The sequence below is a fragment of the Aquabacterium sp. T101 genome (assembly GCF_057219775.1).
The window spans coordinates 334,988-348,523 of record NZ_JBXVVZ010000001.1 but is presented as its reverse complement, the minus strand read 5'-3'; the positions used below and the strand labels follow the sequence as shown (position 1 = coordinate 348,523).

Here is a 13,536-nt window from a genome sequence, read left to right as displayed (position 1 = left end):
GGATGCGGGGCGGACCGGCGGCCAGCGCCGTGCGCAGGCCGTCAGGCGCTGGTGGTCGACGCACCGGCGCCGGCCACGGCGGCGTCGGTCTCGGGTGCGTTCTGGATGCCCTGCGCCTGGGCACCCTTCGGGCCCTGGACCAGTTCATAGGACACCCGGGCCCCTTGCTTCAGGGTGCGAAACCCTTCCATCTGGATCGCGGAAAAATGCGCAAACACGTCACCGCCTCCCGCTTCGGGCTCGATGAAGCCGAAGCCCTTGGCGTCGTTGAACCACTTGACGCGTCCGAAAGCCATGTCGTGTCTCCTGCTGCTGCGGCTGGGGTCCCGCCGTCAAGGCGAGGGCCATTGACGATTCTCGGGAGCGACAGCCTGGGTTGTCAAGGCGGCGCACGCCCGGCTGCGCGCCCCGGACCACGCCGGCGGCAGGCTTGCACATCCCTGCACAGCGCTGCTGCGGCGCTGCGACATAGAATGATTTGCATGGCGACGTCCCAGCCTCCGAAACCTCCCGTCGACCCCGGCCAGCCCGGGCGCACCGACGGCGATGCCTCGGTCGTGGCGGAGAAGAAGGAACAGCGCGTCGAGCCGCCCCGCCTGTACCAGGTGGTGATGCTCAACGACGACTACACGCCGATGGAATTCGTGGTGCTCGTGCTGCAGGAACACTTCCTGCATGACTTCGAGACCGCCACGCAGATCATGCTGAAGATCCACCACGAAGGACGTGCTGTCTGCGGGGTCTACAGCAAGGATATCGCCACTACGAAAGTCGAACTGGTGCAGGCTGCGGCCAAGCGGGCGGGTCACCCGCTGCAATGCACCCTGGAGGCCGCATGATCGCGCAAGAGCTTGAAGTCAGCCTGCACATGGCGTTCGTCGAGGCGCGCCAGCAGCGCCACGAGTTCATCACCGTCGAGCACCTGCTGCTCGCGCTGCTGGACAACCCGTCCGCGGCCGAGGTGCTGCGCGCCTGCGCCGCCAACATCGAGGACCTGCGCAAGAGCCTCGTGGGCTTCATCAAGGAGAACACCCCCACCGTCGGTGGCGACGAGGAGGTGGACACGCAGCCCACGCTGGGCTTCCAGCGCGTGATCCAGCGCGCGATCATGCACGTGCAGTCCACGGGCAGCGGCAAGAAGGAGGTCACCGGGGCCAACGTGCTGGTGGCGATCTTCGGCGAGAAGGATTCGCATGCCGTGTACTACCTGCACCAGCAGGGCGTGACGCGCCTGGACGTGGTGAACTTCATCGCCCACGGCATCAAGAAGAGCGACCCGCCCGAGCCAGCCAAGAGCAACGAGTCCACCGGCTCGGAAGGCGAGAAGGAAGAGCAGGGCGACGCCAAGGGCTCGCCGCTGGACCAGTTCACGCAGAACCTGAACCAGCTCGCCCGCGACGGCAAGATCGACCCGTTGATCGGCCGCGAGCACGAGGTCGAGCGCGTGATCCAGGTGCTGTGCCGCCGGCGCAAGAACAACCCGCTGCTGGTCGGCGAGGCCGGCGTGGGCAAGACCGCCATCGCCGAGGGTCTGGCCTGGCGCATCACGCAGGCCGACGTGCCCGAGGTGCTGGCCGACGCCACGGTCTACGCGCTGGACATGGGCGCGCTGCTGGCCGGCACCAAGTACCGAGGCGATTTCGAGCAGCGCCTGAAGGGCGTGCTCAAGGCGCTGAAGGACCAGCCGGGCTCGATCCTGTTCATCGACGAGATCCACACGCTGATCGGTGCCGGCGCGGCCTCGGGCGGCACGCTGGACGCCAGCAACCTGCTCAAGCCGGCGCTGTCGTCGGGCCAGATCAAGTGCATCGGCGCGACCACGTTCACCGAGTACCGCGGCATCTTCGAGAAGGACGCGGCCCTGTCGCGCCGGTTCCAGAAGGTGGACGTGGTGGAGCCCACGATCGAGCAGACGGTGGAAATCCTAAAGGGCCTGAAGTCGCGCTTCGAAGAGCACCACCAGGTCAAGTACGCGCTGACGGCGCTTCAGGCGGCGGCCGAGCTGTCGGCCAAGTACATCAACGACCGCCACCTGCCGGACAAGGCCATCGACGTGATCGACGAGGCCGGCGCGGCGCAGCGCATCCTGCCCAAGGCCAAGCAGAAGAAGACCATCACGCGTGCCGAGGTCGAGGACATCGTCTCCAAGATCGCACGCATCCCGCCGGCGTCCGTCTCGTCCGACGACCGCGGCAAGCTCAAGACCCTGGACCGCGACCTGAAGAGCGTGGTGTTCGGCCAGGACGCCGCCATCGACGCGCTGGCCGCGGCGATCAAGATGGCGCGGTCCGGCCTGGGCAAGCCCGAGAAGCCGATCGGCTCGTTCCTGTTCTCCGGTCCCACCGGCGTGGGCAAGACCGAGGTGGCCAAGCAGCTCGCCTTCATCATGGGCATCGAGCTGATCCGCTTCGACATGAGCGAATACATGGAGCGCCATGCGGTCAGCCGGCTGATCGGCGCGCCGCCGGGGTACGTGGGCTTCGACCAGGGCGGCCTGCTCACCGAGGCCATCAGCAAGAAGCCGCATGCGGTGCTGCTGCTCGACGAGATCGAGAAGGCGCATCCGGACGTGTTCAACGTGCTGCTACAGGTGATGGATCACGGCACGCTGACCGACAACAACGGGCGCAAGGCCGACTTCCGAAACGTGGTGATCATCATGACCACCAATGCCGGGGCCGAGACGATCAACAAGGCCACGATCGGCTTCACCACGCGCCGCGAGCAGGGCGACGAGATGGCCGACATCAAGCGCCTGTTCACGCCCGAGTTCCGCAACCGGCTCGACGCGATCATCAACTTCCGCTCGCTGGACGAGGAGATCATCCTGCGCGTGGTGGACAAGTTCCTGCTCGAGCTGGAGACGCAACTGGCCGAGAAGAAGGTGGAAGTCACCTTCACCGACAAGCTTCGAGCCTACCTGGCCAAGAAGGGCTTCGACCCGCTGATGGGCGCTCGCCCGATGCAGCGCCTGATCCAGGACACGATCCGGCGGGCGCTGGCCGACGAGCTGCTGTTCGGTCGCCTGGTCGACGGTGGCAGGCTGACGGTGGACATCGACGACGACGGCAACGCCGTGCTCGACATCCAGCCGCCGAAGAAGGACAAGCCCAAGACCGAGCCGGCCACCTCGCCTCAGTAGCGGGCGGGGTCCTGCCGGTAGTAGCCCGACAGCAGGCGGTACAGCGCCGAGTGTTCGTCCGCCAACTCGGCGGGGGTGACGAAGAACGCCTCCGACGCCACGGCGAAGAACTCGTCCGGCGCCTCGGCGGCGTAGGGGTCCAGCACGGTGTCGTGGCCGCAGACCACGCGCTCGCAGAAGTGGTCGTACTCGGGCATCAGCACGTCGACCCAGGCCTTGCGCTCGACGCTGCTGCCCAGCACGGGCACGCCATCAGGCAGGCCGTCGCGCAGGTCCAGCACATGCGCGAACTCGTGGATCACCACGTTGTAGGCCGACGGCGCCGGCGCCTCGCCCTGCTGCGGCAGCACGTCGGCCCAGGACAGCATCAGGGGGCCGCCGGCCATGGCCTCGCCCGCCAGTTCCTCGTCGTACTGGTGCACGATGCCGTGCTCGTCGGCCACCTCGCGCGGTGCCACCACGGCGTCCGGGTGCAGCACGATGCCCACGAGGTCGTCGTAAAGGTCCACGCCGAGTTCGAGCACCGGCAGGCAGGCCTGCAGCGCCACGCTCAGGGCCATGGCGTCGGTGACCTCCAGGCCGCCGGCGCCGCTGAATTCCTTGCGGTCCAGGAACAGGCTGGCCAGGCGCCGCAGGCGCTCGAGCTGGTCGTGCGGCCGGCAAGCCACGAAAGGCAGCTCCCGCAGCGCCGCCTGCCACAGCGCGTCGGGGATGGCGCGCCGGCGCAGCGCGCGGGCTTCGCGCTGCCGGCGCCAGGCCGACCACAGGCCCATGGTCAGGCCTTGCCCGGGTCGATCCGCGCGAAGCCGTCGCGGGTCAGGCGCAGCACCTCGGCGCGCGTCGGGCTGCCTTCGCAGTCCCAGTCGCTGAGCACATGGCGCGTGTAGCCGGGTGCCAGCACCTCGCTGGCAGGTCGGTGGGTGTGGCCATGCACCATGTCGCGGCTGCCCGCGGCATGCATCCAGGACACCGCCGCCACTGCGTCGACGTCCACCCACTCGGCCATCGGCCGGGTGCGCTTGGCCGACTCGCTCGCATCGCGCATGCCGCGTGCGATGGTCTCCCGCTCGGCCAGCGGCCGGGCGAGGAAGGCCTCGCGCCACGACGCGCTGCGCACCTCGGCGCGGAACGCCTGGTAGGGCTCGTCGTCCAGGCACAGCGCGTCGCCGTGCGTCAGCAGCACCCGGTGCCCCCAGGCGTCGAGCAGCGTGGGGTCGGCCAGCGCGACGACGCCGCAGTCGCGCAGCAAGCCGGTGCCGACGAGGAAGTCGCGGTTGCCGGCCATGAAGCCGACGGTCCGCCGTCCGGCGGCGTCGGCGAGCACGTCCGCCGCCCGGCCGGCGAAGGCGCCGGGCCGGCGCGCGTCGTCACCGATCCACACCTCGAACAGGTCGCCGAGGATGAACACCGCGTCGGCACGCGTGTGCCGCAGGTAGGCCGCCCAGGCGTCGAAGGTGCGCGGTTGCCACTCGGCCAGGTGAAGGTCCGAGATGAAGTCGATCGATCGCCAGTGCGCCGCCGCGGACAGCTCGAACACCCGGTCCAGCGGCGGCGGCGGTCGCCCCGACATCGTGCCGCGGCTCAGTCGACCAGCGTGACGCTGCGGATGACCACGTCCTCGAGCGGCACGTCGTCGTGGCCACCCCGGCTGCCGGTGCGAACGCCCTCGATCGCGTCCACCACGTCGGTGCCCGACACCACCTTGCCGAACACGGCATAGCCCCAGCCCTGAGGCGACTCGCTCTTGAAGTCGAGGAAGCCGTTGTCCTTGGTGTTGATGAAGAACTGCGCCGTGGCGGAGTGGGGCGCACTGGTGCGGGCCATCGCTAGCGTGTACTTGGCGTTCTTCAGGCCGTTGTTGGCCTCGTTGGAGATCGGCGCGTCGGTGGACTTCTGGCGCATGCCGGGGGCGAAGCCGCCGCCCTGGATCATGAAGCCGGGGATCACGCGGTGGAACACCGTGTCGTTGTAGTGGCCCTTGGCCACGTAGGCCAGGAAGTTCGCCACCGTGGCCGGGGCCTTGGCGTCGTCGAGCTCGATGCGCACGGTACCGGCGCTGGTGACCATCTCAACGGTCTTGGTCATGTCATTTCTCCAGGGTGGCTTTCTTGATGGTCACGGCCGTCACCGGCACGTTCTGATGGCCGGCCTTGTCGGCCACCGGCACGGACTTGATCCTGTCGACCACGTCCATGCCGGAGACGACCTTGCCGAACACGGCGTACCCGTTGCCGTCGCGGGCATTGGGCTGGTCGAGGAAGGGGTTGTCCTTCACGTTGATGAAGAACTGCGCGGTGGCGGAATTGGGATCCATCGTGCGGGCCATCGCGATGGTGCCGCGCACATTGGTCAGGCCGCTGCGGCTTTCCAGCGGGATCGGCGCCCGGGTCGCCTTCTCGGACATGTCGGGCTTCATCCCGCCGCCCTGGATCATGAAGTTGTCGATCACGCGGTGGAAGATCGTGCCGTCGTAGTGGCCGGCCTTGACGTAGCCGACGAAGTTGTCGACCGTCTTCGGGGCCTTCTCGCGGTCGAGCTCGAGCACGATGTCGCCCAGGCTGGTGGCCAGCCGGACCTTCTGCTGAGCCCAGGCCGGAAGGGTGGCGAGGAGGCAGGACGCCGCCACGACGACGGTGGCGGCCAGGCGGGTTTTCATGGGGCGGTGTCTCCTGGGCTCGCGATGCGCGGCCGCTATACTGGATCGAGGATTCTATCGAGCGGCCCCTTGCACCCTGTGGCAACGTGGCCGCTCTCGCTTTTCACAACATGGCACTGCGACTGCACAACACGCTGACCCGTCGCCTGGAGGAGTTCCGCCCGCGCCGGGCCGGGCATGTCGGCATGTACGTCTGCGGCATCACGGTCTACGACCTGTGCCACATGGGCCACCTGCGCATGATGATGGCCTTCGACGTGGTCCAGCGCTGGCTGCGCCACAACGGCTACGCGGTCACCTACGTGCGCAACATCACCGACATCGACGACAAGATCATCCGGCGCGCCGTGGAGCGCGGCATGACGATCCGCGCGCTCACCGACGAGATGATCTCGGCGATGCACCGCGACCTGGACGCCGTGGGCATCCAGAAGCCCGACCACGAGCCGCGGGCCACCGAGTACGTGCCGCAGATGCTCGGCCTGATCGACCGCCTGCGCGACCGCGGCCTGGCCTACCAGGCGCCCAACGGTGACGTCAACTTCGCGGTGCGCAAGCTGCCGGGCTACGGCAAGCTGTCCGGCAAGAGCCTGGACGAGTTGCGCGCCGGCGAACGCGTGGCGGTGCTCGACGGCAAGCAGGACCCGCTGGACTTCGTCATGTGGAAGTCGGCCAAGGCCGAGGAGCCCGACGACGCCAAATACCCGAGCGCCTACGGCCCGGGACGCCCGGGCTGGCACATCGAGTGCTCGGCGATGAGCGAGGCCCTGCTGGGCCAGCCGATCGACATCCATGGCGGCGGCATGGACCTGATCTTCCCGCACCACGAGAACGAGATCGCGCAGAGCGAGGGCGCCACCGGCAGCACCTTCGTCAACGTCTGGCTGCACAACGGGTTCCTCAACGTCGACGACACCAAGATGTCGAAGTCGCTGGGCAACTTCTTCACCATCCGCGACGTGCTGGCCCGCTACGACGGCGAGTCGCTGCGCTTCTTCATGCTGCGCACCCACTACCGCAGCCCGTTCAACTTCAGCGACGCCAACCTCGAGGACGCGCGCTCGGCGCTGCGCCGCCTGTACACCGCGCTGGACGGCGTGACGCCGGCCGCCGGCGGCGTGGACTGGGCGCAGCCCCAGGCGGCGGCCTTCCGCGCCGCGATGGACGAGGACTTCAACACGCCGGTGGCGCTGGCGGTGCTGTTCGACCTGGCCGGCGAGCTCAATCGCACCCGGTTGCCGGCGACGGCGGCCCTGCTGCGCGGGCTCGGCGCCACGCTGGGGATCCTGCAGCAGGAGCCGCGGGCCTACCTGCAGGGCGACGCCGCGCCGGGTGGCGTGGACACCGCAGCCATCGCCGCCGCCATCGCCGCGCGGCAGGCGGCCAAGGCGGCGAAGAACTTCGCCGAGGCCGACCGCATCCGCAAGGAACTCGCTGCCCAGGGCATCGAGCTCAAGGACACGCCGCAAGGCACGACCTGGGTCAAGGCCTGAGCGCGATGGTCAAGTCGCCGGCGGCTGCCGTGACTCCGGGCTACTGGGACGAGGCCTGCAAGCATCTGGCGCGGCGCGACCGCGTGATGAAGAAGCTCATCCCGCAGTACGGCGAGGCCCGCCTGCAAAGCCGCGGCGACGCCTTCACGACGCTGGCGCGGTCCATCGTCGGCCAGCAGATCTCGGTCAAGGCCGCGCAGTCGGTCTGGGACCGGTTCGTGACGCTGATGGAGTCGCCCTCGACCAAGCTGCCGCCCGGCGACGTGCTCAAGCTCGAAGTCGCGGCCATGCGCGGCGCCGGCCTGTCGGCGCGCAAGGTTGAGTACCTGCAGGACCTGGCCCGCCATTTCGCCGACGGCACCGTGCACGTGCGGCGCTGGACCCAGATGGACGACGAGGCGATCGTCGACGAGCTGGTGGCCATCCGCGGCATCGGCCGCTGGACGGCCGAGATGTTCCTCATCTTCCACCTGATGCGCCCGAACGTGCTGCCGCTGGACGACCTGGGGCTGCTCAAGGGCATCAGCGTGAACTACTTCAGTGGCGAGCCGGTCACGCGCGTCGAGGCGCGCGAGGTCGGTGACGCCTGGGCGCCGTACCGGTCGGTCGCGACGTGGTATATCTGGCGCAGCCTCGACCCGCTCCCCGTGGAGTACTGAACCGATGAGCAAACGCCACTTCCTCGATTTCGAGCAGCCCATCGCCGAGCTCGACGCCAAGATCGAAGAGCTGCGCTACGTGCAGAACGAGTCCGCGGTGGACATCTCCGAGGAGATCAGCCGGCTCGACGAGAAGAGCCAGCAGCTCACGAAGGAGATCTACGGCCGCCTGACCCCCTGGCAGATGACGCAGATCGCGCGCCATCCGCAGCGTCCGTACACCCTGGACTACGTCAACGACCTGTTCACCGAATTCCAGGAGCTGCACGGCGACCGCGCGTTCGCCGACGACCTGTCGATCGTGGGCGGGCTGGCGCGCTTCAACGGCCAGGCCTGCATGGTGATCGGCCAGCAGAAGGGGCGCGACACCAAGGAGCGCGCGCTGCGCAACTTCGGCATGAGCCGCCCGGAGGGCTATCGCAAGGCGCTGCGCCTGATGCGGCTGGCCGAGAAGTTCAAGCTGCCGGTGTTCACCTTCGTCGACACGCCGGGCGCCTACCCCGGCATCGGCGCCGAGGAGCGCGGCCAGAGCGAAGCCATCGGCCGCAACATCTTCGAGATGGCCCAGCTCGAGGTGCCGATCATCGTCACGATCATCGGCGAGGGCGGTTCGGGCGGCGCGTTGGCGCTGTCGGTGGGCGACCAGGTGCTGATGCTCCAGTACTCGGTGTACTCGGTGATCTCGCCCGAGGGCTGCGCCTCGATCCTGTGGAAGACCTCCGAGCGTGCCGCCGAGGCCGCCGAGGCCCTGGGCATCACCGCGCACCGGCTCAAGGCCCTGGGCCTGATCGACAAGATCGTCAGCGAACCCGTCGGCGGCGCCCATCGCGACCCCAAGGCCATGAGCGCGGCGCTCAAGCGCGCGCTCGGCGACGCGCTGCGCCAGGTGGCCGACCTGAAGCCCAAGGAACTGCTGGACCGCCGCTACGAGCGCCTTCAGTCCTACGGGCGCTTCGCCGACGCCAAGGAGCGATGAGCCCGCGCGCCGTCGCGGTGGCCGTGAGCGGCGGCCGCGACTCGATGGCGCTGCTCCATTGCACGGCCAGGGCCGCCGCCGCGCACGGCGTCACGGTCTGGGCCCTGCACGTGCATCACGGTCTGCAGGCCGCGGCCGACGACTGGGCCGAACTCGTGCGCCGCACCTGCCAGCGCTGGCGGCGAAACGGAATGGACCTCGCGTTCGACCTGCGACGCCTGCAGGGCGCACCGGCCCGAGGCGACAGCGTCGAAGCCTGGGCCAGGGCAGGGCGCTATGCCGCCCTGGCCGACATGGCCCGCGCGGCCGGATGCGCGTCGGTGCTGCTCGCCCATCATCGGGAGGACCAGGCCGAGACCTTCCTGCTGCAGGCATTGCGGGGTGGCGGTGCGGCCGGGCTGGCGGCCATGCCGGCGTGCATCGAACGCGATGGACTCACCTGGTGCCGCCCCTGGCTCGACCAGCCCCGGGCCGGGATCGAGGCCTACGTGCGACGGCATCGCATCCGGCACGTGGACGACCCGAGCAACGCCGACCGCCGGTTCGCGCGCAACCGGCTGCGCGCCGAGGTGATGCCCGCCTTGCGCACGGCCTTTGCCGACGCCGAGGCCGGGCTCGCGGCCGCGGCACGGCGTGCCGCCCGCGAGCGCGCTTTGATCGACGAAGTGGTGGCGGCCGATCTGGCGGCCGTCACCGACATGGAACGCATCGCCCTGGCTCGATGGGCGGCCCTGTCGCCAGCGCGGCGGCACGAGGTGCTGCGGGCCTGGCTGATGGCGCGCGGTTCGGGCCCGGTGTCCGACGCGTTCCTCGAACAGCTGTCGGCCGCGCTGCCGGCACCGGGCCCGGCGCGCTGGCACGCAGGCTCGCTCGAGCTGCGCCGCTACCGCGGCCTGCTGACGGCGATGCAGGCGGTCGAGGCCATCGCGACGCCGACCCCGGACGCCTCAGCGCCGGCGGCCGTGTCCATCGTCCGGCCCGGCCTGTACCCGGTGCCGGGGTGCCCGGCGCAGCTCAGGGTCGACGCCACGCGGGGCGAAGGCGTACCGCTCGAGTTGCTGACGGCGGCCCAGTGGGCGCCGCGCTGTGCCGACCTGCGCTTCCAGGCCGGGCCCGGGCGCCCGGCGCGCAGCTTGAAGAAGCAGTTCCAGGCGGCCGGCGTGCCGGCCTGGTCGCGCACGGCGCCCGTGCTGCTGGCCGCGGACGGCACGCTGCTGTACGTGCCGGGCCTGGGCACCGACGCGCGGGCCCTGCGCAGCGACGGCGGCGCGCGCGTGCAACTCGGGTGGGTGCCCGGGCACCGATAAAATGCGCGGTTTTCCGCTTTCCCGCACCCGGCCATGGCCCTGATCGTTCACAAGTACGGCGGCACCTCGATGGGGTCCACCGAGCGCATCCGCAACGTCGCCCGGCGCGTGGCCAAGTGGGTGAGGGCGGGGCACCAGATGGTGGTCGTGCCTTCGGCCATGAGCGGCGAGACCAACCGCCTGCTGGCCCTGGCCAAGGAACTGCAGCCCGCCCAGGTGACGCCGGCCGTCATGCGCGAGCTCGACGCGATCGCCGCCACCGGCGAGCAGGTGTCGGTGGGCCTGCTGGCCATCGCGCTGCAGGCCGAAGGGCTGCAGGCCGTCAGCTACGCCGGCTGGCAGTTGCCGATCGACACCGACTCGTCGTTCACCAAGGCGCGCATCCAGCACATCGACGACACCCGGGTGCGTGCCGACCTGGCCGCCGGCAAGGTGGTGGTCATCACCGGCTTCCAGGGCGTGGACTCCCAGGGCAACGTCACCACGCTCGGCCGCGGCGGCAGCGACACGTCGGCGGTGGCGGTGGCCGCGGCGATGAAGGCCGACGAGTGCCTGATCTACACCGATGTGGACGGCGTCTACACGACCGACCCGCGGGTGGTGCCCGAGGCCCGGCGCCTGGCCACCATCAGCTTCGAGGAAATGCTGGAGATGGCCAGCCTGGGCAGCAAGGTGCTGCAGATCCGCTCGGTGGAATTCGCCGGCAAGTACCGCGTGCCGCTGCGCGTGCTGTCGAGCTTCACCGACTGGGACATTCCGGTCGAGGAAGAAGCCCGCTCGGGCACCCTGATCACTTTCGAGGAAGACGCAAAGATGGAACAAGCCGTTGTCTCGGGCATCGCCTTCAACCGCGACGAAGCCAAGGTCACGATCCTGGGGGTGCCCGACAAGCCAGGCGTGGCCTTCCGCATCCTCGGCCCGGTGGCCGAGGCCAACATCGACGTCGACGTGATCATCCAGAACGTGTCGCACGACGGCAAGACCGACTTCTCGTTCACCGTGCACCGCAACGACTACCAGCGCACGCTGGACCTGCTGAAGAACCAGGTCGCCCCGGCCACCGGCGCCAGCCAGGTGACGGGCGACCCGCGCATCTGCAAGGTGTCGATCGTGGGCATCGGCATGAAGAGCCACGTCGGCGTGGCGGCCACGATGTTCCGCACGCTGAGCGAGGAGGGCATCAACATTCAGATGATCTCCACGAGCGAGATCAAGACCAGCGTGGTGATCGACGAGAAGTACATGGAGCTGGCCGTGCGCGCCCTGCACCGCACGTTCGAACTCGACGGCGAACCGGCCGTGGCCTGATCGCGAAGGCCCCTTCGCGCGGCGCGCTAGAATCGCGCCCACTTCGAATGGCCTGGAGACGTGACCGAGAGGCCGAAGGTGCTCCCCTGCTAAGGGAGTATGTGGGCAAAACCTGCATCGAGGGTTCGAATCCCTCCGTCTCCGCCAGCGCCCGACGCCCCTATCGAGGGGCGTCGTCGCTTCCGGGCCCTGATCGAGGGGCCTCGACCTGTCAGGCTCCTTGCGCTTCGGCCTCGCGCAGGATCGCCTCGGCCAGCGCCACCACCGTCAGCGGCGCCGAGCCCTCGGCCTTGTTGTTGATGGTGACGAAGGCCCGATAGCCTTCGAGCAGCGTCGCCACCACGGCCCGCGCCAGCGCTTCGCGTGTTTCAGGATCCGGCGCCTGCAGGCGGTCGAAAGGCTCCCAGCGGGCCTTCGCCTGGCGGTACTTCAGACCCTGGTGCAGGTTCCAGCGGCAGATGAAGTCGCCACCGCCAGCGCGCTGCATGGCCTCTGTCTGGACCGCGGCAGTGGGCATGCGATCGTGCAGGCCGACGCAGTAGCGCACGCCTGAATGCACCAGCCGATCGAACAGTTCCGGCACGAGCAAGCTTGCGTCCCGCAGTTCGAGGGCAGCGACCGCGCCGTCGGGCAGAGACGGCAAGACCGCCCGCCACAGTTGATCGAGTCGCTGCATCAGGCCCACGGGGTCGTTGAGCCACGGTCGTGGCAGCGGCGGCACCTGGAACACGAGCACACCTAGGCGATGGCCGAGGCCTTGCACGGCTGGCCGCACCGCTATGTCCAGCGCCGCCTGCGGGTCGAGGAAGCTCGGGTTCGCAGCCATCGGCGCCCCAGTCTGCGGATCTCGGATCACGGCGTCGGTGATCTGGGCCGGTACCTTCACGACAAAGCGAAACCCTGCGGGGACTTGCCGCGCGAACTGCTCGTAGGCCCCCGAGTCCATCGCCCGATAGAACGTCCGGTCGAGGCTGACGCAGTTCAGCAGCGGCTGCGAGGCGTAGCGAGCCAGACCCTTTCGGGCCAGGTGACTCTCTGAAAGTGGAGCGCGTTTGCTCCAGACCAAGCCGGCCCAGCCCGGGAAGGACCATGACGACGTGCCCAGATACAGCCGGTCCGCGAACCGGGCCTTCAGCGGCTGCCACAGGTCGTCGATGCGGGACTCGAGGACGGTGGGCGGGTCGGGGTCCTTGCTCTGGCCGGCCTCCGGGATGCTCCACTGACCATGCGTAGACATCGATCGATGGTGCCATGACGGCAGGAGCGATGTTCGTCGACATGCGCCGACGTTTCGCGGCATCGCAAGCGAACCCGCGACGGGGCTGGAGACACTTCAGCGGTCGGCCGTCTACGGCGCAAGCTTCAAGGGATCCTCAACATGAGCGCCATCGGGCCCTACGTGCCGGAGACGTCAGAACTGGGCCAGGCAGCACAGTCGTGCATCGAGATCCAGATCCGACGCGAAGTGGGCGACTTCGCCGTGGGAGACCTGGTGATCCTGAACGTCCGCGGCGCCGAGATGCAGGGCCAATTGCGTGCCTTCACCTGTGCTGAAGGCGCTCCGGCAGCATTGCTGCTGCTGACCGGTTCGCGTCAGTGGGTCTACATCCGCAAGCTCAGCGAACTGAAGCGCGCAGGCCGCGGCTAGGGGCCGGGTCCTGGGTGCCCCGCCAGATCGGGCTACTTAGTAGACATAATATACATAGAACACTTCGAGGATCAGTCCCCGAAGGTCGTCTCCGCCCGCGCGTCCACCTGGGCGTCGAAGGCGGCTTGCGCGTCGCCGTCGGGCTTCGGGGTCACGGTGCGGTCCAGCGGACGGCAGATCCGGCGGTCCAGGCTTTCGAGACGTTGCGAGCTTTCGAGCGCGCGAAGGATCGCGGCCGGGTCGATCAACAAGCCAAACGGGTTCGCGGCGTGGCTGGAAGCGTGCATGAGCAACTCCTACATTGGCCCACATGGGGCGTGTGACTCAATGTATTCACCACGACGCCT

General features: G+C 68.9%; 15 protein-coding genes and 1 tRNA gene. 9 read left to right on the top strand and 7 right to left on the bottom strand.

Features of this window, described 5'->3' with window-relative positions:
* Positions 1-41 precede the first annotated feature (41 nt).
* A complete protein-coding gene (locus AC2EAQ_RS01625; RefSeq protein ID WP_484639946.1) occupies positions 42-296 on the bottom strand; it encodes a cold-shock protein in 255 nt (84 codons plus the stop codon).
* 186 nt (positions 297-482) lie between these two features.
* Between AC2EAQ_RS01625 and clpS the strand changes: the two genes are divergently transcribed.
* Both clpS and clpA read left to right on the top strand, forming a co-directional pair.
* Positions 483-839: an ATP-dependent Clp protease adapter ClpS gene (gene clpS, locus AC2EAQ_RS01620; RefSeq protein ID WP_484639945.1), complete on the top strand. Its 357-nt coding sequence runs from the start codon at positions 483-485 to the stop codon at positions 837-839.
* Positions 836-3,142, top strand: a complete 2,307-nt coding sequence (clpA, locus tag AC2EAQ_RS01615; RefSeq protein WP_484639944.1) for an ATP-dependent Clp protease ATP-binding subunit ClpA — start codon at positions 836-838, stop codon at positions 3,140-3,142. The genes clpS and clpA overlap by 4 nt, the downstream gene beginning before the upstream one ends.
* Here the strand turns inward: clpA and AC2EAQ_RS01610 are convergent.
* From AC2EAQ_RS01610 to AC2EAQ_RS01595, 4 genes are read right to left on the bottom strand one after another with little or no spacing between them, the layout of a single operon-like run.
* Positions 3,136-3,915 (bottom strand): M90 family metallopeptidase, encoded by a 780-nt coding sequence (locus AC2EAQ_RS01610; protein WP_484639943.1) that lies wholly within the window; start codon positions 3,913-3,915, stop codon positions 3,136-3,138. The genes clpA and AC2EAQ_RS01610 overlap by 7 nt on opposite strands.
* Before the next feature lie 2 nt (positions 3,916-3,917).
* Complete coding sequence (locus AC2EAQ_RS01605; protein ID WP_484639942.1) at positions 3,918-4,712, bottom strand: UDP-2,3-diacylglucosamine diphosphatase; 795 nt, start codon at positions 4,710-4,712, stop codon at positions 3,918-3,920.
* A gap of 11 nt (positions 4,713-4,723) precedes the next feature.
* Entirely contained in the window at positions 4,724-5,227 is a 504-nt protein-coding gene (locus tag AC2EAQ_RS01600) for a peptidylprolyl isomerase (RefSeq protein WP_484639941.1), read from the bottom strand.
* A gap of 1 nt (position 5,228) precedes the next feature.
* Positions 5,229-5,798, bottom strand: coding sequence for a peptidylprolyl isomerase (locus AC2EAQ_RS01595; protein ID WP_484639940.1), 570 nt, complete (start codon positions 5,796-5,798; stop codon positions 5,229-5,231).
* A 110-nt stretch (positions 5,799-5,908) separates the two neighbouring features.
* Here AC2EAQ_RS01595 and cysS point away from each other — a divergent pair, with 110 nt between their 5' ends.
* The 6 genes from cysS to AC2EAQ_RS01565 all read left to right on the top strand — a co-directional run bounded on the left by cysS (position 5,909) and on the right by AC2EAQ_RS01565 (position 11,688).
* A complete protein-coding gene (cysS, locus tag AC2EAQ_RS01590) occupies positions 5,909-7,291 on the top strand; it encodes a cysteine--tRNA ligase (protein ID WP_484639939.1) in 1,383 nt (460 codons plus the stop codon).
* Positions 7,292-7,296: 5 nt separating this feature from the next.
* A complete protein-coding gene (locus AC2EAQ_RS01585) occupies positions 7,297-7,950 on the top strand; it encodes a DNA-3-methyladenine glycosylase family protein (RefSeq protein WP_484639938.1) in 654 nt (217 codons plus the stop codon).
* A gap of 4 nt (positions 7,951-7,954) precedes the next feature.
* Complete coding sequence (locus AC2EAQ_RS01580) at positions 7,955-8,926, top strand: acetyl-CoA carboxylase carboxyltransferase subunit alpha (protein ID WP_484639937.1); 972 nt, start codon at positions 7,955-7,957, stop codon at positions 8,924-8,926.
* On the top strand, positions 8,923-10,233 hold the full coding sequence (tilS, locus tag AC2EAQ_RS01575; RefSeq protein WP_484639936.1) for a tRNA lysidine(34) synthetase TilS: 1,311 nt from the start codon (positions 8,923-8,925) through the stop codon (positions 10,231-10,233). Before AC2EAQ_RS01580 ends, tilS begins: the two co-directional genes overlap by 4 nt.
* A gap of 33 nt (positions 10,234-10,266) precedes the next feature.
* Entirely contained in the window at positions 10,267-11,541 is a 1,275-nt protein-coding gene (locus tag AC2EAQ_RS01570) for an aspartate kinase (protein ID WP_484639935.1), read from the top strand.
* Positions 11,542-11,595: 54 nt separating this feature from the next.
* Positions 11,596-11,688 (top strand) — tRNA-Ser (locus AC2EAQ_RS01565).
* Positions 11,689-11,752: 64 nt separating this feature from the next.
* Here the strand turns inward: AC2EAQ_RS01565 and AC2EAQ_RS01560 are convergent.
* Complete coding sequence (locus tag AC2EAQ_RS01560; RefSeq protein ID WP_484639934.1) at positions 11,753-12,778, bottom strand: DUF72 domain-containing protein; 1,026 nt, start codon at positions 12,776-12,778, stop codon at positions 11,753-11,755.
* Positions 12,779-12,919: 141 nt separating this feature from the next.
* On the opposite strand from AC2EAQ_RS01560, the gene AC2EAQ_RS01555 reads away from it, so the two are divergent.
* A complete protein-coding gene (locus AC2EAQ_RS01555; RefSeq protein WP_484639933.1) occupies positions 12,920-13,189 on the top strand; it encodes a hypothetical protein in 270 nt (89 codons plus the stop codon).
* Between the two features lie 71 nt (positions 13,190-13,260).
* Here AC2EAQ_RS01555 and AC2EAQ_RS01550 read toward each other — a convergent pair whose 3' ends face one another.
* Entirely contained in the window at positions 13,261-13,476 is a 216-nt protein-coding gene (locus tag AC2EAQ_RS01550) for a hypothetical protein (RefSeq protein WP_484639932.1), read from the bottom strand.
* Positions 13,477-13,536: the final 60 nt, after the last annotated feature.